This window comes from Paraburkholderia sp. SIMBA_053, from assembly GCF_046534895.1.
Taxonomy (GTDB): domain Bacteria; phylum Pseudomonadota; class Gammaproteobacteria; order Burkholderiales; family Burkholderiaceae; genus Paraburkholderia; species Paraburkholderia caledonica.
In genome coordinates this window covers 1-262 of the sequence record NZ_JAWRXU010000960.1, presented here as the reverse complement: position 1 = coordinate 262, position 262 = coordinate 1, and the positions used below count along the sequence as shown (strand labels likewise).

Sequence of the window (262 nt, the reverse complement as noted above, 5' to 3'; positions counted from 1 at the left end):
TGCGTCCGAGCTTCACGCCCGCCGCGCCGCCGGACGAAGGCAAGCGTCTGTTCGACTATTTCGTGTCGGCGGCGCGCGCGAAACATCCTGTCGTCGAGACCGGCGAATTTGGCGCCGACATGCAGGTGTCGCTCGTCAACGACGGCCCCGTCACCTTCTGGCTGCAAACCAACGCCTGAACGTCGCGCGGTTCTTGCGACAATAGCGGCCTGGCACAACCGGCGAACAGCGCCCACTTCGATCCCATGACCACGCAGATCCT

At 64.5% G+C, this 262-nt stretch carries 1 protein-coding gene; it reads left to right on the top strand.

The window, feature by feature from the left end:
* Positions 1-179, top strand: a 179-nt coding sequence (locus SB753_RS38450; protein ID WP_410805339.1) for a D-aminoacyl-tRNA deacylase, incomplete at its 5' end; no start/stop codon positions are given.
* Positions 180-262 lie beyond the last annotated feature (83 nt).